The organism is Acinetobacter lwoffii (assembly GCF_024129355.1).
Classification (GTDB): Bacteria; Pseudomonadota; Gammaproteobacteria; order Pseudomonadales; family Moraxellaceae; genus Acinetobacter; species Acinetobacter lwoffii_I.
The window spans coordinates 1-3,069 of the sequence record NZ_JAMXXP010000067.1 but is presented as its reverse complement, the minus strand read 5'-3'; the positions used below and the strand labels follow the sequence as shown (position 1 = coordinate 3,069).

Annotated in this window: 2 protein-coding genes and 1 pseudogene; all 3 read left to right on the top strand. The window is 39.7% G+C overall.

The annotated features are described in order from the left end of the window. Positions 1-313: 313 nt before the first annotated feature. Positions 314-844 (top strand): hypothetical protein, encoded by a 531-nt coding sequence (locus NI468_RS15870; RefSeq protein WP_005106843.1) that lies wholly within the window; start codon positions 314-316, stop codon positions 842-844. Between the two features lie 521 nt (positions 845-1,365). After that, positions 1,366-2,415 (top strand): 3-deoxy-7-phosphoheptulonate synthase, encoded by a 1,050-nt coding sequence (locus NI468_RS15865; RefSeq protein WP_253102600.1) that lies wholly within the window; start codon positions 1,366-1,368, stop codon positions 2,413-2,415. A 295-nt stretch (positions 2,416-2,710) separates the two neighbouring features. Continuing rightward, positions 2,711-2,854: pseudogene (locus NI468_RS15860) on the top strand (type IV pili twitching motility protein PilT); the annotation flags it as partial. Positions 2,855-3,069 lie beyond the last annotated feature (215 nt).

The following is a 3,069-nucleotide window of genomic DNA, read 5'->3' as shown; positions in this document are numbered from 1 at the left end:
GAAATAGACGGAAACGATTTGGTCTAAGAATGAATTTAATTGCTGGAATGGTGAATTGGATGCTCTTAAATTAACTTTCGCAAGAGATCTATTCATTTTGACTAAGCTGTTTTAATCTAAAAAAGACCGGTATTAAACCGGTCTTTTTTATGCGGCTTTTACTTGATTCAGGATACATTAGTGCATGAAAGCCTCACAGAGAGTCACTGAAACAACACACGCCTGCTAATGTCATTACATGCCAGATGCTTATATTAAATAGGACGTATGAAAATACGTGATAAAACCATTTTAAAGAATAAGGATAAGCTCTATGTCGAATGATAATTTTGATCGTGATGTAATTAAGAATGCGCCTAAAGATGTCCGCGATGATTTAAATGCCGATCCAATTACTGGTGAGCCTGGCGCACATCCTGTGGGTACAGGTGTAGGTGCTGCAGGTGGCGCAGCGGCAGGTGCAGCCATTGGTGCTGCAGGCGGTCCAGTGGGTGTCGCTGTCGGTGGTGTAGTCGGTGCTGTTGTTGGCGGTCTGGCAGGTAAAGGTGTAGGCGAAGCTATAAATCCAACGGAAGAACAGGCTTACTGGCGTGATAATTCGATTAATACGCCATACTATTCAGATGCTCGTACCACCTATAGCGATCTGGATTATGACCGTGATTATGATACGGCCTATCGAGTTGGTTATGAAAACCGTGGCAGCTATGATGCCCATACTCGTTTTGAAGACGTAGAACCTGATTTGAGATTGAAATGGGAACAAATGAAAGGTCAATCACGTTTAAACTGGGAACAGGCTAAATTTGCAGTGCGTGATGCCTGGAATCGTGTTTCACGTTAATTTTTAATCTTCGGATTAAAATGAAGTTTCTTTGGTAAAACCCGCGATAAGTTTGTGGGTTTTACCACTTTTAGTGATATATATCACGCTTTGATGAATCGATAAATAAAAGTAGAAAAGTTAATAAATATTTTTTTATATTTAATGCTTGTCAAATGATCCCAGAGCGCGTATTTTAATTTCAGAATCACATTTTATGAAAGACATAACATGTTAAAGCAACCTATCATTTCAAACGCATATTTTTATTTCTGGCAGTTTAGCTAATTGCCTGAATGCGTTTGGGCAATGAAAAGGTTGCCCACCAGTTTATACCTGATCGGCAACCCTGATCAGGTTTTTTTATGCCTTTCATTTTTTACAATATTTTGGAGACAGCCATGACAAACTTTAACTATTCATACTTTAACAACTTTTATTGGTCTTATTTTAGTCAGCTAATGACACTCACAACACCTTCGATTAGACCCATAACGCTCAAATAAAAGTTTGGACTGATTGCCAGTCCCAGGATTAAAGTCATGAATACTTCAAATACATCACAACAACATCATGCTGAAAGCATTTTAATTTTACCTCAGCAGCTTAAGCAGCAATTGCCACTGTCTCCGCAATTGGCCAGCCAAGTCGCTGAACACCGTCAAACTATTCAAAATATATTAGAAGGCAAGGATCATCGTTTAATGGTGGTCACAGGCCCATGTTCCATTCATGATGAAGCTTCCGCGCTAGACTATGCAGAAAAATTAAAACAACTTCAGTCACAGCTATCTGATCAGATTTTCCTGGTGATGCGTGCTTATATTGAAAAACCACGGACTACGGTGGGTTGGAAAGGTTTCCTTTACGATCCAAATCTGGATGGTTCATCCAATATGCAATTGGGCTTGGAAAAATCCCGTGACTTATACCTAAAAATTATTGAAATGGGCCTGCCAATCGCTTCGGAAATTCTTAGCCCAATGGCAACTGCTTATTTCGATGACTTACTAGCTTGGGGTGCGATTGGCGCACGTACCAGCGAATCGCAAATTCATCGCGAAATTTCCAGCCATATGCCATATAGCATTGGTTTCAAAAATGGTACTGACGGTTCGATTCAAATTGCTCTGGATGCCATTCAGTCTGCCTCTCATCCGCATCAATTCCTGGGAATGAGCCAATCCGGTTTGCCATGCATTTTACACTCGCAAGGTAATCCTAAAGCACATTTGATTTTACGTGGCTCGAATAGCGGACCAAATTATCAATTGTCAGAAATTGAGAAAATCCGCGCCAAACATCAGATCGACTTACCCGCATTGGTGATTGACTGTAGTCATGGCAATAGCTCAAAAAATCCGATGCTGCAGCCTGAAGTACTGGAGCAGATCGTGGCAGAACGCTTACAGACCAATGTTCGTGGTGTAATGCTAGAAAGTCATCTTGTTGACGGGAATCAAAAAATTTCTGAGCAAATGACTTATGGTCAGTCAGTCACTGATGGATGTCTGGGCTGGAAAAAAACCGAACAACTATTGTTAAATATGACTGACTCACTACGACTCGAAGGTTTGAAGCGTAGTGCTTAAAACTGAAAGATGTCTTTCCTCAATTGATTGGGGAAAGACAGAATCGGATGAAGCTGATCACCGCATCTACCTGATGCTTAAAGCAGCTCATCACAGCGTTTGAAAATAAAAATAATGATTAGAACGATTTTATAAATTGAATAAAAATAATTAAATTAAAAAATAAACAATAACAATAATTTATTAGAGGTCTTGCTCCTGCTCATTCTATACGGCTGACCAGTCATGATCTCAGGAATCTCGATATGTATACAACAGAATTGCTTGATGAAGCACGTAAATTTATGCACCATATGCTGAGCGTAATGCGGACTCCAATAATGAACTGCGCTTGCAAATCAAATTGAAAAGTAATCGTCTTAACCCAGTTTTGCAGGCGGAAAGTACTCAAATATCTATGCTTGAGCAGTCTAGATCACGCACACTTTCTACCGATTAATACTGAGGATCTGGGCAACGCATAATTTGGCTAAAAACGTATGGCCAATGTCACTTTTAATGTTAGGTGGCATAATCAATGCCAGAGTCTGAAAGCGGATATTTCTATTTTGGACTTACAAGGGCTGTTATTCACCAATTAAAATGTCTATGCGATAAACCATTTAAAATGTCCTGTTTTTAACCACAAGAGTCAAGCACAGGATTTAACTTTCT